Raw genomic sequence first — 24,648 nt, 5'->3', positions numbered from 1 at the left:
CCCCGGGTGCGGGACTGCCGGTCCCGCACCCGATCGGGCCCTCAGGCGTCCAGCGCCTCGCGCCACTCCCGTACCGCTGCCGCGTCCACCGGCGCCGACCAGCCCCGGGGCCGGGCCGCGCCGCCGATGTGGAAGGCGTCGATCCCGGCGGCCAGCAGCTGCGGCAGGTGGTGCAGGTGGAGCCCGCCGCCGACCAGGACCTGCGCCTCGTATCCGGGCTCGCCGGTACGGGCCGCCTCGGCCAGGAGCGTGGGGATGCCCGCGTCCACCCCGGCCGCCGAACCCGCCGTGAGGAACGTGTCGAGCCCGGGCAGGTCCGCGAGCTGCTTGCGCAGGGCGTCGCGGTCGGCGGCCCGGTCGATCGCCCGGTGGAACGTCCACCGGCAGCCGTCCAGCTCGGCGACGAGCCGTTCGACGGCGACGAGGTCGGGGTGGCCCTCCTCGTCGAGGAAGCCGAGCACGAACTCGTCGGCCCCCGCCTCCCGCATCTCACGGGCCTTGCCGATCAGTACATCGATGTCACCGGCGGCGAAGCCGTCCGCCACCCTGAGCATCACGCGCAGCGGGATGTCCACGGCGGACCTGATCGCCGTGAAGGTCTCCCGTGACGGTGTCAGACCGTCGGCGGCCATGTCGGTGACCAGTTCGAGGCGGTCTGCACCACCGGCCTGGGCAGCGACCGCGTCCTCCGCGTCGAGAGCGATCACCTCCAGGACTGCACGGTTGCTCATGGGTCCCCATTCCTCCGATACACAGCTCGATACACAGCTATAGGTCTAGTCCAATGGCCAGCCTACGGGTCGGTAGACGGACAGCCCAGCCCTCTATCTCAACGCACGCCCGCGGCGGCGCGCGAGCCGACCCCGCAGACGAGTGACCCGCACCGCCGGAAACCCTTCGGCGACCCGTCGGCACCCCCTCCGCAATCCCTCCCGTCAGACCTTGCACTTCATAGGGGCGGGGGGTATACATGAGGAGAGAAGGATATACCCCCTAGGGGTATCCAGACGGCTTCAGGGAGGACCCCGTGTCCGCGCACTCCGCCACCACCGCCGGTACCACCGCCGGCTCCGAGGCCGGCACCACCGCGGTCGAGCTCGCGATCGGCGGGATGACCTGCGCCTCGTGTGCGGCCCGTATCGAGAAGAAGCTCAACCGGATGGACGGCGTCGAGGCCACCGTGAACTACGCCACCGAGAAGGCGAAGGTCACCTACCCGGGCGCCGATGTGTCCGTCGACGACCTGATCGCGACCGTCGAGGCCACCGGCTACACCGCCCGGCCACCCGCGCAACCCGCACCGCCCGCCTCCTCCGGGAGCAACGGTACGGAGACGGCGGGCGCGGCCGGCACGGCGGGTCCGGCGGCGGAGAGCGCGGAGGACGACGGCCTCACCACCCTGCGCCAGCGCCTGGTCACCGCCGTCCTCCTGTCCGTCCCGGTGATCGCGATGGCGATGGTCCCGGCGCTCCAGTTCGACTACTGGCAGTGGCTCTCGCTGACCCTGGCCGCGCCGGTCGTCACCTACGCCGCCTGGCCGTTCCACCGTGCCGCCTGGACCAACGCGAAGCACGGCGCGGCGACGATGGACACGCTGATCTCCGTCGGCACGTCGGCCGCGTTCCTGTGGTCGTTGTGGGCGCTGTTCTTCGGGACCGCGGGCATGGTCGGGATGACGCACCCCTTCGAGCTGACCATCGCCCGCAGCGACGGCGCCGGGAACATCTATCTGGAGGCCGCGGCCGGGGTGACGGCGTTCATCCTCGCCGGGCGCTACTTCGAGGCACGTTCGAAGCGGAAGGCCGGGGCGGCGCTGAAGGCGCTGATGGAGCTGGGCGCGAAGGAGGTCACGGTCCTGCGCGACGGCGTCGAGACGACGATCCCGACCGCCGCGTTGCAGGTCGGGGACCGTTTCCTGGTCCGTCCCGGGGAGAAGATCGCGACGGACGGAACCGTCGTCGAGGGCTCCTCCGCCGTGGACGCCTCGATGCTCACCGGCGAGTCCGTACCCGTCGAGGTCACCACCGGCGACACCGTCACCGGAGCCACCCTCAACGCCGGCGGACGCCTCGTCGTCGAAGCCACCCGCGTCGGCACCGACACCCAACTCGCCCGCATGGCACGCCTCGTCGAAGACGCCCAGAACGGCAAAGCCTCCGCACAACGCCTCGCCGACCGCATCTCCGCCGTCTTCGTCCCCATCGTCATCGCCCTCGCCCTCGCCACCCTCGGCTTCTGGCTCGGCAACGACGCCGGACTCACCGCCGCCTTCACCGCGGCCGTCGCCGTCCTCATCATCGCCTGCCCCTGCGCCCTCGGCCTCGCCACCCCCACCGCCCTCATGGTCGGCACCGGCCGCGGCGCCCAACTCGGCATCCTCATCAAGGGCCCCGAAGTCCTGGAAACCACCCGCCGCGCCGACACCATCGTCCTCGACAAGACCGGCACCGTCACCACCGGCCGCATGACCCTCCGGACCACCCACACCACGGACACCACCACCGAGGCCGAAGTGCTGCGGCTGGCAGGCGCGTTGGAGAACGCCTCCGAACACCCCATCGCCCAGGCCGTCGCCACCGCCGCGACCGACGCCACCGGCCCGCTGCCCACCCCCGAGGACTTCCAGAACGTCCCCGGACTCGGCGTCCAGGGCGTCGTCGAGGGCCACGCCGTCCTCGTCGGGCGCGAACAGCTGCTGGCCGAGTGGGAGATCCGTCTTCCCGCTCCCCTCGCCGAGGCGAAGAAGGCCGCCGAGGCCGCCGGGCGCACGGCGATCACCGTCGCCTGGGACGGTGAGGCGCGCGCGGTGCTGGAGGTCGCCGACGCGGTGAAGGACACCAGCGCCGAGGCCGTCCGCCGGCTCCGTGACCTCGGCCTGACCCCGATCCTCCTCACCGGTGACAACCGGGCCGTGGCGGAGTCGGTGGCCGCCGAGGTCGGCATCGACGAGGTGTACGCGGAGGTCATGCCGCAGGACAAGGTCGATGTGGTCAAGCGCCTTCAGGCGGAGGGCCGTTCGGTCGCGATGGTCGGGGACGGGGTCAACGACGCCGCCGCCCTCGCCCAGGCCGACCTGGGCCTCGCGATGGGCACGGGCACCGACGCCGCCATCGAGGCGGGCGACCTCACCCTGGTCCGCGGCGACCTCAACGCCGCCGCCGACGCGATCCGCCTCTCCCGCCGCACCCTCTCCACCATCCGCACCAACCTCTTCTGGGCCTTCGCCTACAACGTCGCCGCCCTTCCGCTGGCCGCCGCCGGACTCCTCAACCCGATGATCGCCGGAGCCGCGATGGCGTTCTCGTCCGTCTTCGTGGTCGGCAACTCCCTACGGCTGCGCACCTTCAAGGGCGTGTGAGGCCCGGGACACGACGTCCGGGCGCGGCGGGACCCCTCGGTCCCGCCGCGCTCAGGCACGTACGAAACGCAGCCGGGTTCCCGGCACCGCCTGCGCCGCCGCGGCGAGGGCCTGTTCGGGGACGACGCCGACGACCGGGTAACCGCCGGTCGTCGGATGGTCGTTGAGGAAGACGACGGGCCGGCCGTCCGGCGGCACCTGGATCGCGCCCAGCACCATGCCCTCGCTGGGCAGTTCGCCCGTACGGGACCGCTCCAGCGCCGGGCCCTCCGTCCGCAGCCCGATGCGGTTGCTGTCCGGCGAGACCCGGTAGGCGGCGGTGAGGAGCGTACGGAGCGCGGCCCCGGTGAACCAGTCGTGCCGGGGCCCGGGGTGGACCGGGAGCACCAGCTCGGCGGGGGCGCCCGGCCAGGGAACGGGCCCGGTGGGCGGCGGCGGAGCACCCGACGCCGGTTCGCCCAGCGGGAGTTCGTCGCCCTCGCCCAGCGGGGCGGGCCCGAGCCCCGAGAGGAGGTCCGCCGAACGGCTGCCCAGCACCGCTTCCGGCACCAGCCCGCCCGCGAACGCCAGGTAGCTCCGGAGTCCGGTCCCGGCGGGGCCCGCGTCCAGCACCGCGCCCGCGGGCACCCGTACCGGTGCGCCCCACGCCACCGGCCGCCCGTCGACCGTCACCCGGCAGCCCGCCCCGCCGACGACGGCCACGACCGGCCGGTCCGGGCGGACCGCGCACCCGGTGAGCGTGGTCTCCAGGACGGCGGCGTCGGGCGGGTTGCCCAGCAGCCGGTTGGCCAGCCGGGCGGCGGGCGCGTCCAGGAACCCGGCCCGCCCGACCCCGAGGTGCGCCCAGCCGGGCCGGCCCGCGTCCTGAACGGTGGTCAACGCCCCGGCCCGGACGACGTACAGACGGGAGCCGACGGGCGGGCGGCCGGTGGCGCGGGACGCGCCGGAACCGCCGGACGGCGTCATGAGCCCGCCGCCGGAGGACGCGGCACCGCGCCGGGCCGCCCCGGCGACCGAGGACTCAGCACCGCAGCGCCCTCGCCCGCCACCCGAGGACTCGGCACCGCACCACCCTCGCCCGCCACCCGAGGTCCCGGCACCGCACCACCCTCGCCCGCCGCCCGAGGCCCTGGCACCGCACCACCGGCGCCCTCCCCCACCGCCACGAACCGCACCGGTGTACCCGGCTCCAGCAGCGCCGCCGGTTCCCGGCCCGGGTTCCACAGTTCGCCCGGGTCCGGCATCCGCCCGATGATCCGCCAGCCGCCGGGCGAGGGGCGCGGGTACACCCCGGTGTAGGGCCCGGCGAGGGCCACCGCCCCGGCCGGAACCCGGGTGCGCGGGGTCGTGCGCCGGGGCACGTGCAACGGCTTGGGCAGCCCGGTGAGATAGCCGAACCCGGGGGCGAACCCGCAGAACGCCACCCGGAACGCGGTACGGGAGTGCACGGCGGCCACCTCGGCGGCCGGGACGCCCCAGAGCGCGGCGACCTCGTCCAGGTCGGGGCCGTCGTAGACGACGGGGATCTCCACCGCGTCGCGGCCCGCGCGGCGCGGCGGCGGTATCCGCCAGGAGACCAGCTCCCGGGCGAACCGGTCCCGCGCCCCGGGCGTACGCTCCTCGATCCCGTCGAGCAGGACGGTCCGGGCGGCCGGGACGATCTCGCGTACGGCGGGGAGTTCACCGCGCTCGCGGCGGCGGAGCAGTTCGGCGTGGAAGGCCTCGGCCCGCTCGCCGTCGGCCAGCTCGACGAGCAGCGCGTGCGGCCCGGCGGGCAGGACGCGTACGTCCCCCGGAAACATGGCCGCCCGATCCGTACCGCCCGGGCCGGTCACACGAACGCCCGTACCGCGACGCCCGCTTCCTCCAGCGCGGCCCGTATCCGGCGTGCGAGGGCCGCCGCGCCCGGGGTGTCGCCGTGGACGCAGAGCGAGCGCGCCGCGACGGGGATCCGGCTGCCGTCCGCCCCGGTCACGGCCCGCTCGACGGCCATGCCGACGCTCCGGCGTACGACGTCGTCCGCGTCGTGCAGCACCGCACCCGGTTCACCGCGCGGTACGAGGGTGCCCTGCGGGGTGTACGCGCGGTCGGCGAAGGCCTCCTCCACGGCGGGCAGTCCGGCATCGGCCGCGTGGGCGAGCAGCCGGGATCCGGGCAGCCCGAGCACCGCCAGATCACCGCCCGCGAGCCGTACGCCCGCGACGACCGCGGCGGCCTGCTCGTCGTCCCAGACGGCCCGGTTGTAGAGCGCGCCGTGCGGCTTGACGTAGGAGACGACGGACCCGGCGGACTCCGCGAAGACCCGCAACGCGCCTATCTGGTAGGCGATCTCGGCGGTCAGCTCGGCGGCCGGCACATCCATCGACCGGCGCCCGAACCCGGCCAGGTCCCGGTAGGAGACCTGCGCCCCGATCCGTACCCCGCCGGCCGCCGCCGCGTCGCAGACCCGCCGCATCACGGAGGCGTCGCCCGCGTGGAAGCCGCAGGCCACGTTGGCGCTCGTGACACAGGCGAGGAGCGCGTCGTCGTCGGTCAGGGTCCAGTTGCCGAAGCCCTCGCCGAGGTCCGCGTTGAGATCCATCATCACGGGCGCACGGTAATGACCGTTCGGCCGGAGCGACAAGGGGCGGTCCGGAGGACGGACCGGGGACGGGCGCGGGGACGGGCGCAGGGCCGGTACGGGGGCGTCCCGCCCGCCCTGGAGGGCGTCTAGAGTCGCCCCCATGACGGACAGCCCCCGCCCGCCCCACGCAGCCGCCTCCCCGGACGACGCCGGCCTCCGGCGGCGCTGGCACGACACGCTGCTGGCGGCGCGCGCCGGGGCGGACGGGCCCGATCCGCTCCCGTACGCCGAGAACCTCCTCGCCCGCTGGGCCGAACCGCAGCGCCGCTATCACACGACCGCCCACCTGACCGCCGTCCTGGACGGCATCGACGCCCTGGCCGGGCACGCCGACGATGTGCACGCGGTACGCCTCGCCGCCTGGTTCCACGACGCGGTGTACCGGCCCGACCGCAGCGAGAACGAGGAGCGCAGCGCCGCCCTCGCCGAGCGCGCGCTGCCCGAGGCGGGGGTGCCGGACGCGGCGGTGGCGGAGGTCGCCCGGCTGGTCCGCCTCACCGTCACGCACGACCCGGCGGACGGCGACCGCAACGGCGAGGTGCTGTGCGACGCGGACCTCGCGGTCCTGGCGGGCGGCCCGCAGGCGTACGGGGCCTACGCGGCCCGGGTCCGCGAGGAGTACGGTTTCGTGCCCGACGAGGCGTTCCGGGCGGGCCGGGCGGCGGTGCTGCGGCAACTCCTGGACCTGCCCCGGCTGTTCCGTACGCCGTACGGTGCGGCGGAGTGGGAGGCGCGGGCGCGGCACAATCTGACGACGGAGCTGGAGCTGCTGGACCCGTCCGGTCCGCGGTGACCGGCGGCGGCCGGTCCGGTTCCGAAGAGCAAATGTTCCGGTTCCTTCACGGAGTTGTTCCGGTCATGACCTGCCCCGGCCTGTGCCGCGGCACGCCCGCTAACGTCTGGCATCGCAGTTGCACACACTCTGACGACTCCACCGGGGGTACGGCGACATGTTCAAGGGAACCGCGGGACACGGCACGACGGCCGGCAGACCTTCACGACGGCGAATACTGCGACTGGCCGGCGTCGGGGTCACCGTGGCGGCGCTCGGGGCCGGTCTGACCGGCTGCGAGGACGAGCTCGCCACCGGCGGCGAGGGCAGCACGCCGCCGCCGCGCACCGATTCCCCCGAGGAGGGCACGGCGCCGAAGGACGGGGAGGCCCCCGCACCGCTGTGGACGAGGACGACCTCGGCGCAGACCTACGGCGACAACGACGAACTGGTGACCGTGGACGGCGTGGTGATCGCGAGCGGCGATCCGCTCGCCGCCTTCGACGCGGCGAGCGGCGAGGAGCGGTGGTCGCTGCCGGGCGGCGCGGTCCCCGGTGCGCCGCTGCTGCTCGGCGACGGCACCCTCTACCTGGCCAGCGGCAAGTACGACGGCAACGTCATCGGCTACGTACCGGGGTCCGGCAAGGAGGCCTGGCGCAGCCACCTGGGCAAGGAGTACCGGCAGCCGAGGCCGGTCGCGGTGGACGCGGACCAGGTGTACGTCATCGCCGAGATCCTCGAACCCGACAACTCGTCCCACACCAATGTGATCGCCGCGCTGAACAGCGGTACCGGCAAGGTCGTCTGGAAGGAACAGCGCGACCTCGGCACCGAGCAGAACGGCATCCACGCCACGGTGCAGGGCCGCTACCTCGTCTACACCGACTTCAAGAAGAACCTCACGGTCCGCGACACCGCCACCGGCCGCCAGGTGTGGACGCAGAAGACGACGAAGACGAGCTACGGGCCCTTCGTCGTCCACCAGGATCTGGTGATCGTCCCGCAGGGGCAGCGGCTCCAGGCGTTCGCCCTGTCCGACGGGTCCGAGAAGTGGTCCGTGGAGACCGAGAAGTTCACCACGTTCCGCGAGCCGAGCCTCGTGGAGGACGTGCTGTACATCGCGGACAGCGGCCGGACGCTGTGGGCCCTCCAGCCGGGCACCGGGAAGAAGGTCTGGCAGTCCACGGCCCTCAAGGACTCGGGCGCGCAGGTGCCGCGGCAGTTCGTGAAGGCAGGCGGCGTTCTCTACGGCGCCACCGACCTCGACAAGCAGGGCGGCGTCCACGCCTTCGACGCGAAGACCGGCGCCCTGCGCTGGACGTTCAACGACAAGTCCGGCGACTTCCACGCGTGGCTGGTGGCCACCGACGGCAAGCACGTCTTCGCCCTGCACGGCAAGAAGCTGCACGCCCTGCCCGCGTGACGGCCCACGCCTTTCCATCCAGTGGCCGAGGCGTGTAACAGGGGCATGAACAAGCGTGCCCGCCACCCGGCGCCGGGGAATGCGGAAGCGTTCCCCGGCGTTGTGACGAGTCATGCCCGACTCCGTCTCCCGCCGCGCACCCATGCCCGTGGCCGTATACATTCTCGGCCTCTCGGTCTTCGCACTCGGCACCAGCGAGTTCATGCTGTCGGGCCTGCTCCCACCGATCGCCGACGACATGAACGTGTCGATTCCGCAGGCCGGACTCCTCATATCCGCGTTCGCGATCGGCATGGTGGTCGGCGCCCCGCTGCTGGCCGTCGCCACGCTGCGGCTGCCGCGCCGCACCACCCTCATCGCGCTGATCTCGGTGTTCGGCCTCGGCCAGATCGCCGGTGCGCTGGCCCCGACGTACGAGGTCCTCTTCGTCTCCCGGGTGGTGAGCGCGCTCGCCTGTGCGGGCTTCTGGGCGGTCGGCGCGGCCGTGGCCATCGCGATGGTCCCGGTGAACCAGCGTGCGCGGGCGATGGCCGTGATGATCGGCGGCCTGTCCGTCGCGAACGTGCTGGGCGTGCCGCTGGGCGCCTTCCTCGGCGAGCACCTCGGCTGGCGTTCGGCGTTCTGGGCGGTCGGCGCGGCCTCGGCGGTGGCCCTGGTCGGCGTCGCCACCCGCATCCCGCACATCCCGCTGCCCGAGAAGAGGCCCGAGCTGAAGCGGGAGCTGGCGATCTACCGGGACCGGCAGGTCTGGCTGGCCATCGTGATCACCGCGCTCGCGGCGGGCGGGGTGTTCTGCGCGTTCAGCTATCTGGCGCCGCTGCTCACGGACGTGGCGGGCCTCGACTCGGGCTGGGTGCCGTGGATCCTCGGCCTGTTCGGCGTGGGCGCGCTGATCGGCACGATGATCGGCGGCCGGGTCGCGGACGCGCACCTCTTCGGGGTGATGCTGAGCGGTATCACGGCGTCCACGGTGTTCCTGGTGGCGCTGGCTCTGTTCGCCTCCAGCCAGGTGGCGGTGGTGGCGCTGGCGTTCCTGCTGGGCCTGTCCGCCTTCTTCACGGCCCCCGCGCTGAACGCCCGGATGTTCAACGTGGCCGGGGCCGCCCCGACCCTGGCCGGAGCCACCACGACGGCGGCGTTCAACCTCGGCAACACGAGCGGCCCGTGGCTCGGCGGCACGGTGATCGACCTGGACTTCGGCTTCGCGTCCACGGCCTGGGCGGGCGCGGCGATGACGGCCCTGGCCCTGGCGGCGGTGGGGGTGGCACTGCGCCTCCAGCGCGGCGACGGCGAGGGCGGCCGGACGCGCTCACGCTCACGGCTGATCGCGAAGAGCGCGGCGAGAGGGGCGGGGCGTCCGGCGCGGGCCGATTCCGTACCCGTCGACGGCCGGGTCACTCCGTAGCTCCGGGCCCGCCGAACCGCTCCCGGCCATCCGCCCGGCCGATTTCCACCGGGCAGCCGAACAGCAGCCGAAAAAGACGCTACCGACCAGTAGTGAGATATCCACCCGCCCTTCATTATTGAGCGCGAGCATGACAACCCGTCGCCGGGTCACGGCGTACGGGCCATTGGCAGGTTCCCCACCCAGGAGTCCCCATGCATGCAGGCGCCACCATCCAGCGCACCGCCGCGGCACTGGCCGCGACGCTCGCCCTCGTCGCGGTCCCCGTCACCACGGCCGGCGCGACGGAGACGCAGGCCCCGGCCCGTACCGCTCCCGCGACCGCCCCCGCCGCTTCCGCCCTCGCGGCGGATGTCGACTACGGCACCTGGCGCAGCGACGTCGCGGCGGTCGTCGCCGAGGCGCGCCCCTGGATCGAGGCCCGGTCGGAGAGCGCCGGGAGCGAGAAGCAGGCGATCGTCCTCGACATCGACAACACCGCGCTGGAGACGCACTTCCACCCGTTCTGGGAGCTGCCCACCCCGGCCGTCGCGGACGTCCGCGAGCTGGCCCGGTACGCCGACGCGCGCGGTGTGGCCGTCTTCTTCGTCACCGCCCGGCCGGGCATCATCCACTCCCTCACGGACTGGAACCTGAAGAAGGCCGGCTACCCGGTCGACGGGCTGTACGTGCGCAGCCTGCCCGACCTCTTCGAGGAGGTCAGCGCCTACAAAACCGAGCAGCGGGCCGCGATCGAGGCGAAGGGCTACAAGATCATCGCCAACATCGGGAACAACACCACCGACATCGTCGGCGGCCACGCCGAACGCGGCTTCAAGCTCCCGGACTACGACGGCAAGCTCTCCTAGCGGACCCTGCCGACGGAACGGCCGGAGCGGCCGGACGGCGGGGGCTGTCGAGCGAGCCGACAGCGAGCCTTCCAGCAGGCCGGGCGGCGGGCCCTTTGAGCAGGCGGGGCGGCGGGCCGCCGGGGTGGGCTACCCCGGCGCCGGCCGCCCCTTCGGCCGCCGGAGGCCCGCCGCCGTGAGCCGCCGGACCAGCTCCTTCGAGCCGACCTCCCGCGCCCCGGCCCGTACGGCGTCCGCGTAGTGCGCCGCCGGCACGTCGTAGTGATCGCGTTCGAAGGCGCGCGGCGGGCAGCCGATCGCGGCGGCGAAGGCGTGCAGTTCCTCGAACGACTCGTCGCTGACCAGGTGCGACCAGAGGCGGCCGTGTCCGGGCCAGGTGGGCGGGTCGATATAGACCGTCACCGCCGCAGCACCTCGCCGAGCGCCCCCACCGGCGCCACCGCGACGGCCGCCTTGGTGCAGACCCAGTGCGGGTCGGGCCCCAGCTCCGGCTCGACGTCCAGGGCGTGCGGCTCCTCCTCCGGCGAGCACGCGGGGCACAGCGGCCACCGCCCGTACCGCTCCAGCAGCGCGTCCTGGACGTCCTGGGCGACCAGCCCGGCGACGAACTCCGCCCCCTCGGGCCACTGCTCCACCCACCACCGCCGGTGGGTCACCGCGTCCTCGACCAGCGAGACGACGTCCGCCTCGGCGACGTCGCCCGCCGCCAGATCGGCCATGACGAGCGCGCGGGCGGTGTGCAGGGACTGCTCCAGGGGGTTCAACTCCATGCCCCCATTGTGCGCGAGGAGCCACCGGAGCCGCCGCCAGAGGTAGGGACCAAAGGGGGGTTGACGGACCACGAGGTTGAAAATATCTTTCAGATGTGACCAGTGACGTGAAGGAAATTTTCAGCGGCGATTCCCCGCCGGCCCCCGCGGCCCTCGCCGCCAAGGTCCGGACCCTCGCCCCCTCCATGACCCGCTCGATGCAGCTGGTCGCCGAAGCGGTGGCGGGCGACCCGGCCGGCTGCGCCGCCCTCACCGTCACCGGTCTCGCCGAGCTCACCGGCACCAGTGAAGCCACCGTCGTGCGCACCGCGCGCCTCCTCGGCTACCCGGGCTACCGGGATCTGCGCCTCGCGCTGGCCGGCCTCGCCGCGCACCAGGAGTCCGGCCGGGCCCCCGCCGTCACCGCCGACATCGCGGTCGACGACCCGATCGCCGACGTGGTCGCCAAGCTGGCCTACGACGAGCAGCAGACCCTCGCCGACACCGCCGCCGGGCTCGACACCGTACAGCTGGGGGCCGCCGTCGCCGCCGCGTCGACCGCCCGCCGCATCGACATCTACGGCGTCGGGGCGTCCTCCCTCGTCGGCCAGGACCTGGCGCAGAAGCTGCTCCGGATCGGCCTGATCGCCCACGCCCACATGGACCCGCACCTCGCGGTGACCAACGCCGTGCAGCTGCGCAGCGGTGACGTGGCCATCGCGATCACGCACTCCGGCTCCACCGGCGACGTCATCGAGCCGCTGCGGGTCGCCTTCGACCGCGGGGCGACCACCATCGCGATCACCGGGCGGCCCGACGGGCCCGTATCGCAGTACGCGGACCATGTGCTGACCACGTCCACCGCGCGCGAGAGCGAGCTGCGCCCCGCCGCGATGTCGAGCCGCACCAGCCAGCTGCTCGTCGTGGACTGCCTGTTCATAGGCGTCGCGCAGCGGACGTACGAGACCGCCGCGCCCGCCCTGGCCGCCTCCTACGAGGCCCTCGCCCACCGCCACACCCCGCGCACCCGCTGACCGTCCCCGGCCGCCCCACCCCCGTACGCGTACGAGACCGAAACACAGCGAGAAGACCGAGAAAGCTGAGCCGCACCTCATGACCTCCACCACCGACGCGAACACCGACACCCCCGGCGCCACCGACACCCCCGGGTCCTCCGGCACGTACGGCGAGCTCCGCGCCCAGCTGGCCACCCTCACCACCGAGGCGTTCCGCCCGGAGCTGGCCGAGATCGACCGGCTGGCCACGCAGGAGATCGCCCGGATCATGAACGGCGAGGACGCCACCGTCCCGGCCGCCGTCGCCGAGCGGCTGCCGCAGATCGCCGCCGCCATCGACGCCACCGCCGCGCGCATGGCCCGCGGCGGCCGGCTGATCTACGCGGGCGCGGGCACGGCGGGGCGGCTCGGGGTGCTGGACGCCAGCGAGTGCCCGCCCACCTTCAACACCGACCCGTCCGAGGTCATCGGCCTGATCGCGGGCGGCCCGTCCGCGATGGTGAAGGCGGTGGAAGGGGCCGAGGACAGCAAGGAACTGGCCGCGGCCGACCTGGACGCGCTGAAGCTGACGGCGGACGACACGGTGGTCGGCATCTCCGCCTCCGGCCGCACGCCGTACGCGATCGGCGCGGTCGAGCACGCCCGCGCGCAGGGCGCCCTGACCATCGGGCTCTCCTGCAACGCGGACTCCGCGCTCGCCGCGGCGGCCGAACACGGGCTGGAGATCGTCACCGGACCCGAGCTGCTCACCGGCTCGACCCGGCTGAAGGCGGGCACGGCGCAGAAGCTGGTCCTCAACATGATCTCGACGATCACGATGATCCGGCTCGGCAAGACGTACGGGAATCTCATGGTCGACGTACGCGCTTCCAACGAGAAGCTGCGCGCCCGCTCCCGGCACATCGTCTCCCTGGCCACCGGCGCGTCCGACGCCGAGATCGAGGCCGCCCTCACCGCCACCGGCGGCGAGGTCAAGAACGCGATCCTGGTCATCCTCGGCCAGGTCGACGGCCCCACCGCCGCCACCCGCCTCACCGAGGCGGACGGCCACCTGCGCGCCGCCCTCGCGGCCGTACGCACCACCTGACCCACCGGGTACCCCACCCCCCGCACAGCAAGGCACCGAGCACCATGGCCACAGAAGACAAGAACCGCGCCACCGCCGCCGCGATCCTGCCGCTCGTCGGCGGTGCCGCGAACGTCGCCTCCATCGCCCACTGCATGACCCGGCTCCGTCTCGGGCTGCACGACAGGTCCCTCGTCGACGACGAGGCGCTGAAGGCCCTGCCCGCCGTGATGGGCGTCGTCGAGGACGACACGTACCAGATCGTGCTGGGTCCGGGCACGGTCGCCCGGGTCACCCCGGAGTTCGAGCAGCTGGTCGAGGAGGAGCGCGAGGCGGCGCCCGCACCGGTCGCCGTCTCCGCCGACGAGCTGGCGGCGCAGGGCGCGGCGATCAAGGCCCAGCAGAAGGCGAAGAACGCGACCCCCTTCAAGCTGTTCCTGCGGAAGATCGCCAACATCTTCGTGCCGCTGATCCCGGCGCTGATCGGCTGCGGGATCATCGCGGGCCTCAACGGTCTGCTGGTGAACCTTCAGTGGCTGCCCGCCGTGACGCCCGCGCTGGCGGCGATGGCGTCCGGCTTCATGGCGCTGATCGCGGTGTTCGTGGGCTACAACACGGCGAAGGAGTTCGGCGGCACGCCGATCCTGGGCGGCGCGGTGGCGGCGATCATCGTCTTCCCGGGCGTCGCGAACATCGACGCCTTCGGCCAGACCCTCTCGCCCGGCCAGGGCGGTGTACTGGGCGCCCTGGGCGCCGCGGTCCTCGCCGTGTACGTGGAGAAGTGGTGCCGCCGGTGGGTGCCGGAGGCGCTGGACGTCCTGGTCACCCCGACCCTGACGGTGCTGATCTCCGGCCTGGTGACGATCTTCGGCCTGATGTACGTGGCCGGGGAGATCTCCTCCGCGATCGGTACGTTCGCCGACTGGCTGCTCTCCAACGGCGGCGCGGGCGCGGGCTTCGTACTCGGCGGCCTCTTCCTCCCCCTCGTCATGCTGGGCCTGCACCAGGCGCTGATCCCGATCCACACGACGCTCATCGAGCAGCAGGGCTACACGGTCCTGCTCCCGATCCTGGCGATGGCCGGGGCGGGCCAGGTCGGCGCGGCGATGGCGGTCTACTTCCGCCTCCCCCGCAACGAGTCGATCCGCCGCACCATCAGGTCGGCGCTCCCGGCGGGCCTGCTGGGCGTCGGCGAACCGCTGATCTACGGCGTCTCGCTGCCGCTGGGCCGCCCGTTCATCACGGCGTGCGTCGGCGGCGCGTTCGGCGGCGGCTTCGTCGGCCTGTTCAACCAGCTCGGCGACACGGTCGGCTCGACGGCCATCGGCCCGTCCGGCTGGGCCCTGTTCCCGCTCCTGGACGGCAACCACGGCCTGGGCTCGACGATCGCGATCTACGGGGGCGGCCTGCTGGTGGGCTACGTCGCCGGCTTCCTCGCCACGTACTTCTTCGGCTTCGGCAAGGACCTGCTGACCGAGTTCAACGTCTCCCAGGAACCGACCCCGTCCACGGTCGCCGCCACGGGCGGCCCGCAGCCCCACCCCACGACGCCCTCCGGCGCACCGGACACCCCGGACGGCCCCGGCTCCTCCCCGTCCAAGGCGCCGGCCGGAGTCTGACTGCCGGAGAACGACCGGCGAACGTCTGCGCGCGGTCCTTCCACCACGGCTCCGGCCGCCGCACGTGCGGCGGCCGGAGCCGTCGTCGTACGTGCCGGGGGCCGGCTGCCGCGGAGTGAGCCGGAGTCTCCTGACGTCAAGAAGTCCTCAAGGCCCAGGTGGTCGCCGATCGACGGTGCGGCCGCGTTGTTAAGGTGCGTGGAGTGTTCACGGGGGAAGGATGCAACGGTGACCCAGCCACCGAACCTCGCCGTGTCGGCCGCCGATCTCACGCGGCTCGCAGGCGACTTGGACGAGATGCAGCGTCATCTGGACACCCAGGTGCGACGGATGGACGCCGTCGTGGACCGTATCGAGTCCGGCTGGCGCGGCGAGGCGGCCAAGGGTTATCGCGCACTCCACCGAGGAGCCGCCGAGGACGCGGTGCGCATCCGGGAGATCCTCAAGGTCCTTGAGGCGGCCATGCGCATGGGCCGGGACGGTTTCACGGAGCAGGAGCTCGATGTGCTCCAGGCCATGCGGTCGGTCCGGTCCAACGTGGACGTGGCGGCGGAGGCACGACACCTCTCCGAGGGGCCCCAGCCGCACAGCAGGATCAACGACCTCTGACTCTCGCGCCGAACCTCTCGCGCTCTCACACGCACCGAAGGAAACCCTCGCGTGACCGACGACCACATAGGTGTCTCCTTTTCCACTCTGCGGGATCTGGCCGGAGAACTCGAAGACATCCTCAAACAGCTCAACGAAAAGCTCGAAACGCTCTACGGCAGGACGGAGAAGGTCGTCCTCACCTGGGAGGGCGAGGCACGGGACACGTTCGTGGACGAGCTCGACAAGTGGGATCGTCAGATGCAGGACCTCCAAGCCGCACAGGCGTGGCTGCACGACGTCGTCACCACCGGCCACACCAATTACGCGGCGGCCCACCAGGCCGTGCTGCGCGGATGGGGCGCGGCCTGATGGGAGAGCCGGCCCCGGGCCCTTCTCCTTCGGCCACGCCCCCGGCCGACAGCGGTGAACCGAAGAGTCCTTCCGGAGGCTCTCAGCCGACGCCCGAACCGTCACCGGGATCGCTCGAGGACCCCAACGGCGTCGACATCTCGCGTCATGACACCGGTTCGGCGGAGCGTGAGCGCAAGAGGAACGTGGAGGAGCTCAAGCCGCCGGCTCCGCCGGACGCCGGCGGCGGCTTCGACGTCTCGCCGGGACACGTCTACTACGCCTCGGGACTCGTCAGCAACGAGCAGTTCGAGTTCCACAAGTCCGCGAACCAGTTGGTCGACGCGGTCGGCGGCTGGAGCCAGACGCAGGCGGCGGGGCGCGGGCACGGCGCCGACGCCCTCGCCGCGGCCTACGAGGACGTCGCCGACAGCTTCCTCAAGCTGTGGGCCAGAGGCATCATGAGCATCGAGGGCGTCATCGTCGGCCTGACGGTGACGGCCAACAACTACCAGCAGGCGGACTGGGCCTCGCGGGCAGCCAATCGTCAGCACCGCGGAGAGGAACCGCCGCGCCGGAGCCCTCCGACCAGCGTCGGCAAGACCACGTACAAGTCGGTGTCCTCGATCAAGTGGACCGGCACCGGCGACAACTCCGGACCGATCCTCGCGTGGGCCGGAAACGGCCCGGACTGGCTGGCCGAGCAGATCGACGAGGCCGTCGAACATGTGCTCCGCCTCGGCAAGACCGTGGAGATCACTCCCGGCGCCAACACGGGCGAGCTGCGCGGCATAGGCAACGCCTGGCTCGCCGCTGCCAAGGCGGCCAAGGAGTCCGCCACCAACTTCACCTCGTGCATCGGCTATCTCACCGACGGCAGCAACAACGAGTGGCAGGCGGCGATGAACTCCTTCTGCCAGTCGATCTGGGGCACGACGGCCTGGGGCGGGAGCCGTCGGATCTCGGATGCGAAGCCGGCCGCCCGGGGTGCGGCGGACGCACGCGAGTGGCGGACCAACCCGTCCGTTTCGCCCGCCGACCGGCGGCCCGTCATCGAGGTGCTCGCCCGAACCGGCGAAACGCTGCATCGGGCCCTCCACGACGCCGCGGATGCGGCGGACAAATGCCGCGAAACCACCTCACGGCTCGCGGCGGAGGCCGCCAAGGCGACCGTCAAGGACCTGACGGTGGACATCGACTTCGGCGAACTGACCAGGCTCGGGGCCACCATGGCCTTCGGCGAGATCACCGCCACCTTCGCCAGCCACATGGACAAGGCGGGCGCGGACGCCGCCGTGGAGACCTGCCATGCCGCGTTCCACGAGGCCGCCAAGACCGTGAGAGGTCTCGAAGCCGAGCTGACGGAGGCGCTCATGAGCGCTCCGAGGTTCGCGGCGGAGGAAGCACGCGCCCGGGCGTTCGGCGCCCGGGCCCTCGACGAGTTCAAGCCGCGGCACCGCTGGTCGCGACCGGGCAACGCGGAACTCGGCATCTACGAGATCGATCTGGCGTCGACGGAGTGGCTGGAGAACTCGCACACCGTCAACAAGCACGTCGGCCTCACGGACGATCAGCTCGCCCAGCGCCTGCGAGATGATCTGAAGAAGGGGCCGCGCCCGGGAACCGAGTGGGAACACGGACAGCCCATGGTCGCCAGAGCATCCGCTTTCAAGGACATCGACTCGGCGCAACGGATGACGCAGTACACCATCGACGCGAACCAGGAAACCATCAAAGATTGGATCGACGATCAGCCGGATTCCGGAAAACGCCTCGATATTAGAGTACCGCATACCGCCGATCCGGATGAGTACAGCGGCCGGAGCATCGAAAAGCAGGAGATGAAGAACTCGCCATTCCCGTCGGACAAGGCCACCAATGTGAAAGGCGTCGAAACACGCCTGGTGTACAATCCCGACCTTGATCCACCTTTCACTGTCCTGACCTCCATGCCGGCCCCTGTGAAGAAGGAGGGCGAAGGGGAATGACCCGAAGCGACGACAGGCGCGGCGTACAGCGACAGGAGATGGTGGACCGATTCAAGCTGGAAGGCGCGCGCATCCTCCTGGCACCCTTCTCCTCCACCGGCATCCCGACGGACGCCGACGAGTGGCAAAGACGCCTCGGGCCGACCCTCCGCGCCCTCTCGTACGCGCAGCGCGGCGGCGGAAGGACCTTCTACGAGATCGCCTCCCAACTGCTCACCGCCGCGGAGACCTTCGCCGCGGACCCCGGGTCTCCGGCGCTCAGGGATATCCCCGCCGCCGCACCGTCCGACCGAACACCCAAAATATATCGCGAGATCTCCTCGTACATTCTGGACTGGCGTTCTCTTCCGACCGAGGAAAAGTACGAGCGCCGGGGTTGGACAGCTCGGGAGATCTCGCTCAGATTTCCGCGATTCAGCCAGTTCCTGCCTATTTACTTCGGGCAGGACGGAGTGGCGATCTCCGACGACATGCAGTCCGCGAGCATCGAGGAGAGCATCGCCCTGATCATCGAGGAGACGCATCCTCTGTGCATGTGGAACCTTCCCGGACTGGCCGCTGAGAGCTACGAGGCGCTGGCACTGTTCCAGAATGACGAGGACGCGATGGACCGGTTTTTCTCCGAGATTTTCAGCGGAGGATCGGGCAACGCCGACTTCACGGAATTCTTCCCTCTCCTCGCACGGTCGATCATCGACCACCTCGCCTCCGCCCATCCGCCCGTGTGGCCGAAAGGGAAGTGACGCACACCGTGCGAACCCGCAGCGCGACGTACACCGACCGCGAAGCAGCCCAGTGGGCCACACAGCAGGTGGTCACCGCCAACGAGCAGACCATCCACCATTGGCTGGCCCAGTCCACCCGGCAACGCCTCACCATCGAGGCGGCCTGGCCTTCCCGTCCCGAGCCGGTCGGCCGCGTGCTGCTCCAGGCGATGATGCTGGCCGGACGTCCAGCCGTCGAAGTGCGCGCCGCACGAGTCGTCCTCAGGCGCGAGCCCACGCGTCCGCACGGATTCGTCGTCCACTCCACCGCACCGATCTATCTCTAGAGGCATCCGTGTCCCTCAAGCCACTCGAACACGACCGCAAGTACGGCGAACTGGATCAGGTGGTCCGCGCCTACCTGGGCCGGACCGCGGACGACGAAGAAGCGATCACCGGCTATCTGCGCCACACCTGGCGCACCCGCCCGTGGTCCATCGCCACCGCCGAACTCCAGCTCCGTGAGTACGCCCGGAACCCTCCGGGCCGACTGCGGCTCCGCCTCGGCGAGTTCTATCCGGTGCCGGACGTGGGGCTGCCGGACGAGCGGATCCAGGACTGGCTCCTGATGCTCGCGGACCGCCTCAAGGAGAGCGTCGAGACCGGCCAGGCACCGCCGCCCGCGCCTCCGCAGACCCACTGGGAGTGGCGGGCCCGCTTTCCGGAGCTCGCGCAGTTGCTCGGCGGCTGGTACTCGCAGGACATGCCGGACGAGTTCGAGGACCACGCGGCCGCGCTCCAGGACTACCTGGACAGCACGGATCCGGGACTGGTGGCCCAGCTCGCCGGAGAGCTTCATGATCTGCTCGCGTTGCCCGTCGAGGAGCCGGACTACGCCGTCGGACTGGCCGAACTCGGCCTGGAGGTCGAACCTCCGGCGCCGCTCAGCATCGTCGGGTGGCTGGTCGAGCTCGCCCGCGCAGCCGACCACCACTGACCCCGCGCACCCGCACCCGCACCCGCCCAGCGGACTACGCCATAGGTCCTGCCGCGCACGGGCCCATCGGCCGATCCGCCCCGGCGGCCCCGCTGGCTAGCGTCGCCCCCATGCGTATAGGACTGCTCGGCACCGGAAATGTCGCCCGCGCCCTGGCCCACGGCTGGCGCGCCGCAGGGCATGACGTCCTCCTCGGATCACGTCGCCCCAAGGAACGCACCGACCTCGGCCTCCCCGTCGCGGGCCTCGACGAGACGGCCGCGCATGCGGAGGTCCTGGTCAACGCCACCCCGGGCGGCGTCTCCGTGGGGCTGCTGCGCTCCATCGGGGCCCCGGCCCTGGCGGGCACCCTGCTGATCGACGTCGGGGTCGGCCTCTCCGACGACTTCAGCGCCCTCACCCACCCCAACAGCAGCCTGGGCGAACTGATCCAGGAGGCCTTCCCCCTGACGCCCGTCGTCAAGACGCTCTGCACGATGGACTCGACCACCATGACCGCCCCGGGCGAACTCACCGAGCCGGGCACGGTCTTCCTCTCCGGCGACGACGCCGAGGCCAAGCGCATCACCGGCCGGCTGCTCACCGACCTCGGCTGGCCGGAGTCCTCCCAGCTCGACATCGGAGGCATCACCACGGCGCGCGGCCAGGAGCACTTCGCGTTCCTCTTCATGGGCATCGCGGGCGGGGTGGGCTCCCACACCTTCAACATCAAGGTGGTCACCCGCCCGTCGGCGGACACACGCTAGACGGCGGGCCCCGGGAACTCGTCCGTCGGAAGCTGTACGTCGAACGGGGACGGCACGACCAGCGGCTTGCCGAACGGCACCGCGTCCGTGTGCTTGTACGTGCCGTCCTCGTTCGGTTCCGTGAACAGCGTGACCATCGGCCCCCGCGTGTCGAACCGGTCGATCAGCAGGTACATCGGGACGTCGGCCCGGGCATACGCGCGGTACTTCTTGGTGCGGTCCTCCCGGGCATTCCCTCTGGACGTGATCTCGACGACGAGCAGGGCCTCGGAGGCGTCCATCGGGTCGCTGGTCTCCGGGTCGGCCGCCGCGATCAACTCGGTCGGCATGACGACCAGATCGGGGACGTACAGCTTGCCGAGCGGCGCCACGTGGATGCCGAGGGTCTGGTAGATCCCCAGCCCTTCGGGCAAGCCCCTGTAGAGACGTCGCTGCACCGTCTCGGCGATGCCGTTGTGATGCGCGTGCGGCGGTGGCACCAAGACGATCTGCCCCTCGTCGATCTCGGCGCGCCACCCCTCGGGCACGTCCAGTTCACGCCATGTCTGCAGGAGGTAGTCCCACGCGCGCCCATCCGATGCCTGGCCGTTCTCGACGAACGCTGCGGTCATCGCGGGTCCCTTCTTCCGTGGCCTTGCCGAAAAGGCTAGATCGGGGTTGCACGGCTGTCCGCCGTTCCGTCCAGCGTCCCACGAACGAGTGGCCGCGCACAGGAAACCGCGCGGTTGCCGCCGGTCATCAATGATTCCGCACCCTTCGCGTGTAGACGAAATAAAAGCGGGAACCTGAATTCCTGGAGGTTGATAATCATGGTTCCCCTGCTACTCGTTCTTCTGCTCGCCCTGGTTCTCTTCGGTGCCGGTTTCGCGGTCAAGGCTCTCTGGTGGATAGCCGTGATCGTGCTGGTGCTCTGGCTCATAGGGTTCTTCGTCCGTCCCGCCGCGAGCGGTGGCCGACGGGGTCGGTGGTACCGCTGGTAGTAGCTCAGATAAAACCCTGACCAGTGAAAACGGGGGCGGGACCGGGCGAGCGCCCGGTCCCGCCCCCGTTTTCCGTCCCGGCACAACGGGCCAGGTGTAGGCCGTCGTTCCCCGGGCACACGACGTTCAGCGGAATATCAATAGAAGTATCGACGAACCGCCGCGAGAACAATCCAGGCGACCTTTGCGAAAGGAGCCACAATGAGCGACTCCCTGTGGGGATACCAGCCGTCGAGCGGTCATACCGCGGGCGCCGATCTGACCGGTTATTCGGTCGAGGCGACCGACGGCGGTATCGGAAAGGTCGACAAGCACTCCGACGAGGTGGGTTCGGCCTATCTGCTCGTCGACACCGGGGTCTGGATCTTCGGCAAGGACGTCCTGCTGCCCGCGGGCACGGTGAAGCGCATCGACCCCGAGGAGCGGAAGGTCTACGTCGACCTCACCAAGGAACAGGTCAAGGACTCCCCGGAGTTCGACCGCCACCGGCAGGCCGAGGACCCGGGCTACCACGAGCAACTGTCCGCGTACTACCTGGCGTTCCGCATCATGTGACGGCGACCCGGCGTACGCCCCCGAACGGCGGCGGGCCCGGCCCCGAGGAGGGGTCGGCCCCGCCGTCCCGTACGTTCCCCGGCGCTCCTCAGAAGACCAGGTCCGACCAGAACGCCGGGCCGCTCCCGTCCGCCGGGGACGGCCCCTCCGCCGCGCCCGCCTCCCACCCCACGAACTCCCGCTCCACCCAGTCCGCCAGGTCCCGCCCGTAGTGGATGATGTCGGCCCCCTGCATCGAGAGCACGGGGCTGCCGCACGGCTCCTTAGACGGCAGGTACCGGTGCCCGTAGACCGGGATCAGCTTCGGTACGGAGGCGAGCGCGGCCCGCGCCGCCGCGACGGCCTCCACCGGGTCCGCCGGGCGCGCCCCCCACCGGCCGGGAAGCCACCAGCCGTGCTCCACCGAGAACAGCAGCCCCTCCACCGGCCGCTCCAGCCGCTCCCGGAGCAGGGCCGGGTCGCCGTCGCGCCAGTCGGGCCACGGGTTCCGCGGGGACTCGCCCTCCTCCGGCCGCCCCGCCCGGCCCACCGGCAGCCCGGCCGCCAGGAAGCCCCGGTGGTCGTCGGCGAAGACGATGCCGTACTCCGCCTCGATCCGTCCGAACTCCGCCTCGCTCAGCCCCGGCCCCAGCTCGCACACACCCAGCTCCGCCAGACGGCGCGCCGCCCGCGTTCCCTCGTCACCGGTCATCGGAGCAGCGTAACGAGTGCCGATCGCACCCCGCCCGGCGAGCGGGTGGCAGTCGGCCACCCCGACCGCCCGCGGCACCCCGGCCGCCCCGCGACGCCCCGGCCGCCCGTAATGCCCCAGCCGCCCGTGGCGCCCAGCCACCTCGGCCGCCCGTGGCCCCGGCCACCCCGGCCGCCCGTGCCCCCGGTCGACCCCGGCCGCCCGCACCCCGCCCCGCCTCAACGCGGCAGCTGCCCCTCCCGGTTGATCTCCGTCACCCGGGCCCGCAGCACCACCCCTGGGGACGCCGGCCGCACCGCCTCCGCCGGGCACTCCCACTCCGGCCCGCCGCCGGGCGGCCGCAGCCGCACGTTCGGCCCGGACCGGCCCGTCACCCGGCCGACCCGCCCGTCCCGCCCGTCCACCGCGAACGCGCCCGCCTCGGGCGTACCCGGCTCACATCCCTCACCCGTCATGACCGCTCTCCTTCTCCGCCAGCACCTCGCACAGCCGCAACGCGGTGTCGATGTTGCAGCGGCCCAGGTCGACCAGGGGCGCCGGTTCGTCGCCCGCGCACGAGACCGGATCGATCCGCAGGGACGGCAGCTTCACCCCGTGCTCCGCGAGGCCTTCCCGCAACCGCTCCACGGCGTCCTCCGCCGTCCGCACACGGTCCGCCGCCGCCCTGCGCCGCTCCATCGCTTCCATGCCGCACACCTTCCACTCTGAGTGATGGCCATGCATACCCAGCGTGTTCAACGCGCAGTTGGCCCGTAAGAGGCGCAGTTCCGGCAACCCCGACCTCGCCCCGTGCGGCCCCGGAACGGCCACCGCCTCCGCCGGCTCCTGATGGAAGCGCTCTCAGCCCTGTCGGCGCCCGGCGCTAGGCTGTAGCCGATCCGGCGGCGACACCGAGCACACGCCACACGCACGACGCACCACGCGCGCACCCACGCGCGTCCCCGCGCACCAGCCCGCGTATCGCCGCCCCCGTCGACGAGGAGCGACCGCCTTGCCCGAGCAGTCCCCCGGGTCCCGGCCCACCCTGGAAGCCGTCGCGGCACGTGCCGGGGTGTCCCGGGCCACCGCCTCGCGGGTCGTCAACGGGGGCGACGGAGTCCGCAAGCCGCTCGTGGACAAGGTGCTCAAGGCGGTCGAGGAGCTGGGCTACATACCGAACCACGCGGCGCGGACCCTCGTCACACGGCGGACCGGCGCGGTGGCCGTCGTCATCGCCGAGCCGGAGACCCGGTTCTTCTCGGACCCGTTCTTCTCCCAGCAGATCCGCGGCATCAGCAAGGAGCTCACCGCCCACGACACCCAGCTCGTCCTGCTGCTCGTGGAGGGCCCCGGCGACTTCGACCGGATCGCGCGGTATCTGTCCGGCGGGCATGTGGACGGGGCGCTCGCGTTCTCGCTGCACACCGACGACCCGGTGCCCGCGATCACCCGGCGGGCCGGGATCCCGGCGGTGTACGGCGGTCGGCCCAGCTGGACCGCCGACCCGGGCGACCAGGCCGTGCCGTACGTCGACGCGGACAACCGGGGCGGGGCGCGGCTGGCCGTGCAGTATCTGAAGGACCTCGGGCGGCGGCACATCGCGCACATCGGCGGGCCCTCCGACCAGACCTCGGCGATGGACCGGCTGGACGGCTACCGGGACGTGCTGCTGGACGTCGACCCGACGCTCGTCGCCGCCGGGGCCTTCACCGTGGAGAGCGGGGCGCGGGCGATGGCGGAGCTGCTGGAGAGGCGGCCCGATCTGGACGCGGTGTTCGTCGCCAACGACCTGATGGCGTCGGGTGCGTTGCGGGTCCTGCGCGAGCGCGGGATCGCCGTGCCGGACCAGGTGGCACTGGTCGGGTTCGACGACATGGACTCGGTGGCCTCGGAGACCGACCCGCCGCTGACCACCATCGGCCAGGAGATCGAGGAGCAGGGGCGGCTGATGGCCCGGCTGCTGCTGCGCGCGCTGGACCGGGACCGTACGGGCAGCGGCGAGGTCCCGGAGTCGGTGATCACCCCGGTCACGCTGGTACGGCGGGCCTCCGCCTGAAGCAGAACCGCCCCCGGACCCGCGCACACGTACGGCGGGCCTCCGCCTGAGACAGGGCCACCCCCGGCCCCGCGCATACGTACGGCGGGCCTCCGCCTGAGGAACCGGAGACCCGCCGCGCTTACGTCACCAGT

28 protein-coding genes are annotated in these 24,648 nt (G+C 72.0%); 18 read left to right on the top strand and 10 right to left on the bottom strand.

What is annotated here, in order from left to right:
* Positions 1-41: 41 nt before the first annotated feature.
* On the bottom strand, positions 42-731 hold the full coding sequence (locus ACSMXR_RS20900) for a copper homeostasis protein CutC (RefSeq protein ID WP_103508863.1): 690 nt from the start codon (positions 729-731) through the stop codon (positions 42-44).
* 296 nt (positions 732-1,027) lie between these two features.
* On the opposite strand from ACSMXR_RS20900, the gene ACSMXR_RS20895 reads away from it, so the two are divergent.
* Positions 1,028-3,358 (top strand): heavy metal translocating P-type ATPase, encoded by a 2,331-nt coding sequence (locus ACSMXR_RS20895; protein WP_473169640.1) that lies wholly within the window; start codon positions 1,028-1,030, stop codon positions 3,356-3,358.
* Positions 3,359-3,409: 51 nt separating this feature from the next.
* Here ACSMXR_RS20895 and ACSMXR_RS20890 read toward each other — a convergent pair whose 3' ends face one another.
* Genes ACSMXR_RS20890 through ACSMXR_RS20880 form a run of 3 tightly spaced genes read right to left on the bottom strand, consistent with a single transcriptional unit; the run spans position 3,410 to position 5,939 of the window.
* Complete coding sequence (locus tag ACSMXR_RS20890) at positions 3,410-4,324, bottom strand: 5-oxoprolinase subunit C family protein (RefSeq protein ID WP_473169639.1); 915 nt, start codon at positions 4,322-4,324, stop codon at positions 3,410-3,412.
* Entirely contained in the window at positions 4,321-5,160 is an 840-nt protein-coding gene (locus ACSMXR_RS20885) for a 5-oxoprolinase subunit B family protein (RefSeq protein ID WP_473169638.1), read from the bottom strand. Before ACSMXR_RS20885 ends, ACSMXR_RS20890 begins: the two co-directional genes overlap by 4 nt.
* 29 nt (positions 5,161-5,189) lie before the next feature.
* Positions 5,190-5,939, bottom strand: coding sequence for a LamB/YcsF family protein (locus tag ACSMXR_RS20880; RefSeq protein WP_218526484.1), 750 nt, complete (start codon positions 5,937-5,939; stop codon positions 5,190-5,192).
* Positions 5,940-6,081: 142 nt separating this feature from the next.
* On the opposite strand from ACSMXR_RS20880, the gene ACSMXR_RS20875 reads away from it, so the two are divergent.
* The 4 genes from ACSMXR_RS20875 to ACSMXR_RS20860 all read left to right on the top strand — a co-directional run bounded on the left by ACSMXR_RS20875 (position 6,082) and on the right by ACSMXR_RS20860 (position 10,429).
* Positions 6,082-6,774 carry an HD domain-containing protein gene (locus tag ACSMXR_RS20875; protein WP_381856268.1) on the top strand — a complete coding sequence of 231 codons (693 nt, stop codon included), beginning with the start codon at positions 6,082-6,084 and terminating at the stop codon, positions 6,772-6,774.
* A 157-nt stretch (positions 6,775-6,931) separates the two neighbouring features.
* Entirely contained in the window at positions 6,932-8,176 is a 1,245-nt protein-coding gene (locus ACSMXR_RS20870; RefSeq protein WP_473169637.1) for a PQQ-binding-like beta-propeller repeat protein, read from the top strand.
* Positions 8,177-8,318: 142 nt separating this feature from the next.
* Entirely contained in the window at positions 8,319-9,581 is a 1,263-nt protein-coding gene (locus tag ACSMXR_RS20865) for a Cmx/CmrA family chloramphenicol efflux MFS transporter (protein ID WP_364885850.1), read from the top strand.
* 194 nt (positions 9,582-9,775) lie between these two features.
* Positions 9,776-10,429, top strand: coding sequence for an HAD family acid phosphatase (locus tag ACSMXR_RS20860; RefSeq protein ID WP_364885788.1), 654 nt, complete (start codon positions 9,776-9,778; stop codon positions 10,427-10,429).
* Positions 10,430-10,558: 129 nt separating this feature from the next.
* Here ACSMXR_RS20860 and ACSMXR_RS20855 read toward each other — a convergent pair whose 3' ends face one another.
* Together ACSMXR_RS20855 and ACSMXR_RS20850 are read right to left on the bottom strand one after the other, a co-directional pair.
* Complete coding sequence (locus ACSMXR_RS20855; RefSeq protein ID WP_137235342.1) at positions 10,559-10,831, bottom strand: DUF4031 domain-containing protein; 273 nt, start codon at positions 10,829-10,831, stop codon at positions 10,559-10,561.
* A complete protein-coding gene (locus ACSMXR_RS20850) occupies positions 10,828-11,199 on the bottom strand; it encodes a hypothetical protein (protein WP_103510473.1) in 372 nt (123 codons plus the stop codon). Before ACSMXR_RS20850 ends, ACSMXR_RS20855 begins: the two co-directional genes overlap by 4 nt.
* A gap of 95 nt (positions 11,200-11,294) precedes the next feature.
* Between ACSMXR_RS20850 and ACSMXR_RS20845 the strand changes: the two genes are divergently transcribed.
* The 10 genes from ACSMXR_RS20845 (at position 11,295) to ACSMXR_RS20800 (ending at position 20,253) form a co-directional block, all read left to right on the top strand.
* Positions 11,295-12,212, top strand: coding sequence for a MurR/RpiR family transcriptional regulator (locus tag ACSMXR_RS20845; protein ID WP_030077545.1), 918 nt, complete (start codon positions 11,295-11,297; stop codon positions 12,210-12,212).
* 79 nt (positions 12,213-12,291) lie between these two features.
* Positions 12,292-13,281, top strand: a complete 990-nt coding sequence (gene murQ, locus ACSMXR_RS20840; RefSeq protein ID WP_137235344.1) for an N-acetylmuramic acid 6-phosphate etherase — start codon at positions 12,292-12,294, stop codon at positions 13,279-13,281.
* Positions 13,282-13,325: 44 nt separating this feature from the next.
* Positions 13,326-14,879, top strand: a complete 1,554-nt coding sequence (locus ACSMXR_RS20835) for a PTS transporter subunit EIIC (RefSeq protein WP_473169636.1) — start codon at positions 13,326-13,328, stop codon at positions 14,877-14,879.
* A 228-nt stretch (positions 14,880-15,107) separates the two neighbouring features.
* Positions 15,108-15,488 carry a WXG100 family type VII secretion target gene (locus ACSMXR_RS20830; protein ID WP_278191878.1) on the top strand — a complete coding sequence of 127 codons (381 nt, stop codon included), beginning with the start codon at positions 15,108-15,110 and terminating at the stop codon, positions 15,486-15,488.
* 51 nt (positions 15,489-15,539) lie between these two features.
* Complete coding sequence (locus tag ACSMXR_RS20825; protein ID WP_164618375.1) at positions 15,540-15,839, top strand: WXG100 family type VII secretion target; 300 nt, start codon at positions 15,540-15,542, stop codon at positions 15,837-15,839.
* 185 nt (positions 15,840-16,024) lie between these two features.
* Complete coding sequence (locus ACSMXR_RS20820; protein ID WP_473169635.1) at positions 16,025-17,806, top strand: RNase A-like domain-containing protein; 1,782 nt, start codon at positions 16,025-16,027, stop codon at positions 17,804-17,806.
* A complete protein-coding gene (locus ACSMXR_RS20815) occupies positions 17,803-18,549 on the top strand; it encodes a hypothetical protein (RefSeq protein ID WP_473169634.1) in 747 nt (248 codons plus the stop codon). The genes ACSMXR_RS20820 and ACSMXR_RS20815 overlap by 4 nt, the downstream gene beginning before the upstream one ends.
* A gap of 8 nt (positions 18,550-18,557) precedes the next feature.
* Positions 18,558-18,857, top strand: coding sequence for an RNase A-like domain-containing protein (locus ACSMXR_RS20810; protein ID WP_164618383.1), 300 nt, complete (start codon positions 18,558-18,560; stop codon positions 18,855-18,857).
* A gap of 8 nt (positions 18,858-18,865) precedes the next feature.
* Positions 18,866-19,507 carry a contact-dependent growth inhibition system immunity protein gene (locus ACSMXR_RS20805; RefSeq protein ID WP_473169633.1) on the top strand — a complete coding sequence of 214 codons (642 nt, stop codon included), beginning with the start codon at positions 18,866-18,868 and terminating at the stop codon, positions 19,505-19,507.
* Positions 19,508-19,599: 92 nt separating this feature from the next.
* Positions 19,600-20,253, top strand: a complete 654-nt coding sequence (locus ACSMXR_RS20800) for an NADPH-dependent F420 reductase (protein ID WP_473172417.1) — start codon at positions 19,600-19,602, stop codon at positions 20,251-20,253.
* Here the strand turns inward: ACSMXR_RS20800 and ACSMXR_RS20795 are convergent.
* Positions 20,250-20,864, bottom strand: a complete 615-nt coding sequence (locus tag ACSMXR_RS20795) for a Uma2 family endonuclease (RefSeq protein WP_473169632.1) — start codon at positions 20,862-20,864, stop codon at positions 20,250-20,252. The genes ACSMXR_RS20800 and ACSMXR_RS20795 overlap by 4 nt on opposite strands.
* 198 nt (positions 20,865-21,062) lie before the next feature.
* Here ACSMXR_RS20795 and ACSMXR_RS20790 point away from each other — a divergent pair, with 198 nt between their 5' ends.
* Both ACSMXR_RS20790 and ACSMXR_RS20785 read left to right on the top strand, forming a co-directional pair.
* A complete protein-coding gene (locus tag ACSMXR_RS20790; RefSeq protein WP_010071635.1) occupies positions 21,063-21,233 on the top strand; it encodes a DUF5670 family protein in 171 nt (56 codons plus the stop codon).
* A 201-nt stretch (positions 21,234-21,434) separates the two neighbouring features.
* Positions 21,435-21,788: a PRC-barrel domain-containing protein gene (locus ACSMXR_RS20785; RefSeq protein ID WP_137235474.1), complete on the top strand. Its 354-nt coding sequence runs from the start codon at positions 21,435-21,437 to the stop codon at positions 21,786-21,788.
* An 88-nt stretch (positions 21,789-21,876) separates the two neighbouring features.
* Here the strand turns inward: ACSMXR_RS20785 and ACSMXR_RS20780 are convergent, their stop codons facing one another.
* The 3 genes from ACSMXR_RS20780 to ACSMXR_RS20770 form a co-directional block, all read right to left on the bottom strand.
* On the bottom strand, positions 21,877-22,479 hold the full coding sequence (locus tag ACSMXR_RS20780; protein ID WP_364885781.1) for a hypothetical protein: 603 nt from the start codon (positions 22,477-22,479) through the stop codon (positions 21,877-21,879).
* 218 nt (positions 22,480-22,697) lie between these two features.
* Positions 22,698-22,934, bottom strand: coding sequence for a hypothetical protein (locus ACSMXR_RS20775; RefSeq protein ID WP_137235472.1), 237 nt, complete (start codon positions 22,932-22,934; stop codon positions 22,698-22,700).
* Positions 22,924-23,166 (bottom strand): hypothetical protein, encoded by a 243-nt coding sequence (locus tag ACSMXR_RS20770; protein WP_137235471.1) that lies wholly within the window; start codon positions 23,164-23,166, stop codon positions 22,924-22,926. Before ACSMXR_RS20770 ends, ACSMXR_RS20775 begins: the two co-directional genes overlap by 11 nt.
* Positions 23,167-23,470: 304 nt before the next feature.
* On the opposite strand from ACSMXR_RS20770, the gene ACSMXR_RS20765 reads away from it, so the two are divergent.
* Positions 23,471-24,514, top strand: coding sequence for a LacI family DNA-binding transcriptional regulator (locus ACSMXR_RS20765; protein WP_137235470.1), 1,044 nt, complete (start codon positions 23,471-23,473; stop codon positions 24,512-24,514).
* The last annotated feature ends 134 nt before the right edge of the window (positions 24,515-24,648 follow it).

It is taken from the genome of Streptomyces sp. DSM 106670, assembly GCF_055792845.1.
Note: the sequence above shows the minus strand (reverse complement) of the source record. Positions and strands in the feature narration are given on the sequence as shown.

Excerpts from the sequence above, each read along its gene's own strand:
- ACSMXR_RS20885 (WP_473169638.1), bottom strand. The coding sequence starts at position 5,160 with ATGTTTCCGGGGGACGTACGCGTCCTGCCCGCCGGGCCGCACGCGCTG.
- ACSMXR_RS20890 (WP_473169639.1), bottom strand. The coding sequence starts at position 4,324 with ATGACGCCGTCCGGCGGTTCCGGCGCGTCCCGCGCCACCGGCCGCCCG.
- ACSMXR_RS20780 (WP_364885781.1), bottom strand. The coding sequence starts at position 22,479 with ATGACCGGTGACGAGGGAACGCGGGCGGCGCGCCGTCTGGCGGAGCTG.
- murQ (WP_137235344.1), top strand. The coding sequence starts at position 12,292 with ATGACCTCCACCACCGACGCGAACACCGACACCCCCGGCGCCACCGAC.
- ACSMXR_RS20770 (WP_137235471.1), bottom strand. The coding sequence starts at position 23,166 with ATGGAAGCGATGGAGCGGCGCAGGGCGGCGGCGGACCGTGTGCGGACG.
- ACSMXR_RS20850 (WP_103510473.1), bottom strand. The coding sequence starts at position 11,199 with ATGGAGTTGAACCCCCTGGAGCAGTCCCTGCACACCGCCCGCGCGCTC.
- ACSMXR_RS20875 (WP_381856268.1), top strand. The coding sequence starts at position 6,082 with ATGACGGACAGCCCCCGCCCGCCCCACGCAGCCGCCTCCCCGGACGAC.
- ACSMXR_RS20870 (WP_473169637.1), top strand. The coding sequence starts at position 6,932 with ATGTTCAAGGGAACCGCGGGACACGGCACGACGGCCGGCAGACCTTCA.
- ACSMXR_RS20880 (WP_218526484.1), bottom strand. The coding sequence starts at position 5,939 with ATGGATCTCAACGCGGACCTCGGCGAGGGCTTCGGCAACTGGACCCTG.
- ACSMXR_RS20795 (WP_473169632.1), bottom strand. The coding sequence starts at position 20,864 with ATGACCGCAGCGTTCGTCGAGAACGGCCAGGCATCGGATGGGCGCGCG.
- ACSMXR_RS20865 (WP_364885850.1), top strand. The coding sequence starts at position 8,319 with ATGCCCGTGGCCGTATACATTCTCGGCCTCTCGGTCTTCGCACTCGGC.
- ACSMXR_RS20790 (WP_010071635.1), top strand. The coding sequence starts at position 21,063 with ATGGTTCCCCTGCTACTCGTTCTTCTGCTCGCCCTGGTTCTCTTCGGT.
- ACSMXR_RS20835 (WP_473169636.1), top strand. The coding sequence starts at position 13,326 with ATGGCCACAGAAGACAAGAACCGCGCCACCGCCGCCGCGATCCTGCCG.
- ACSMXR_RS20785 (WP_137235474.1), top strand. The coding sequence starts at position 21,435 with ATGAGCGACTCCCTGTGGGGATACCAGCCGTCGAGCGGTCATACCGCG.
- ACSMXR_RS20860 (WP_364885788.1), top strand. The coding sequence starts at position 9,776 with ATGCATGCAGGCGCCACCATCCAGCGCACCGCCGCGGCACTGGCCGCG.
- ACSMXR_RS20815 (WP_473169634.1), top strand. The coding sequence starts at position 17,803 with ATGACCCGAAGCGACGACAGGCGCGGCGTACAGCGACAGGAGATGGTG.
- ACSMXR_RS20900 (WP_103508863.1), bottom strand. The coding sequence starts at position 731 with ATGAGCAACCGTGCAGTCCTGGAGGTGATCGCTCTCGACGCGGAGGAC.
- ACSMXR_RS20775 (WP_137235472.1), bottom strand. The coding sequence starts at position 22,934 with ATGACGGGTGAGGGATGTGAGCCGGGTACGCCCGAGGCGGGCGCGTTC.